This window comes from Bradyrhizobium sp. UFLA05-108, assembly GCF_059803455.1.
Genome location: NZ_JBANAZ010000209.1, coordinates 1 through 1,030 on the forward strand (window position 1 = coordinate 1; position 1,030 = coordinate 1,030).

Below are 1,030 nucleotides of genomic sequence, written 5' to 3' on the forward strand. Positions count from 1 at the left end.
CTCCGGATCGCGGCTCACCGCCGGCTGGTAACCCAGGCGCCGCACCGCGTAGGTGACGGAGGCCAGGTTGGCGCAGCCGGTATCCAAAATCACCACGTTCATCACAGCACTCCTTTCGAGCTCGGCAGGGTATTGCCTTCGACGCGTATCGCCTGGCGCAGCGTACGGCCAAACACTTTGAACAGGCTCTCGACCCGGTGGTGGTCGTTTTTGCCCTTGGTCTTCAGGTGCAGCGTGCAGCCCATGGTGTAAGAGAGCGAACGGAAGAAGTGCTCGACCATTTCGGTGCTGAGATCGCCGACGCGCTGATAGTTGAACTCGGCTTTGTACTCCAGGTGCGGGCGGCCGGAGATATCCAGCGCGCAGCGCGCCAGGCATTCGTCCATCGGTAACACGAAGCCGAAGCGGGCAATACCGCGCTTGTCGCCCAATGCCTTGTTCAGCGCTTCACCCAGCGCCAGGCCGGTGTCTTCCACCGTGTGGTGATCGTCGATATACAGGTCGCCTTTGACGTCGATCTCCATGCGGAAGCCGCCGTGGGTGGCGATCTGATCCAGCATGTGGTCGAAGAAGCCGACGCCGGTTTTGATTTTGCTGCCGCCTTCGCGATCCAGCCACACGTTGACGTCGATCTGCGTCTCTTTGGTCACGCGGTTAACCCGCGCGTGACGGTCACGCAGGGTCAGCTGGCGCACGATCTCTTTCCAGCCCAGCACGCCGCGCTGGTAGCGCAGCCCCTGGATGCCCATATTTTCCGCCAACTGCACATCGGTCGGCCGATCGCCGATCACGTAGCTGTGCGCGGTATCGAGCACGCCGGGTTCGAGGTAACCCTTCACCAGCGCGGTCTTCGGCTTGCGGCAGTCGCAGTTGTCCGCCGGCAGGTGCGGGCAGATCAGCACATCGGTGAACTGAATGCCCTGCGAGCTGAGGATCTGCATCATCAGGTTGTGCGGCGGATCGAAGGTTTCCTGAGGGAAACTGGCGGTAAAAGAGAGAGTGAATTATTAGGCGGAGTCTGCTTGCGTAT

General features: G+C 61.2%; 1 pseudogene. It reads right to left on the minus strand.

The features are described 5' to 3' along the window. Nucleotides 1–101: 101 nt before the first annotated feature. Nucleotides 102–977 (minus strand): annotated as a pseudogene (gene hisB, locus SO140_RS46020) (bifunctional histidinol-phosphatase/imidazoleglycerol-phosphate dehydratase HisB); the annotation flags it as partial. Nucleotides 978–1,030: the final 53 nt, after the last annotated feature.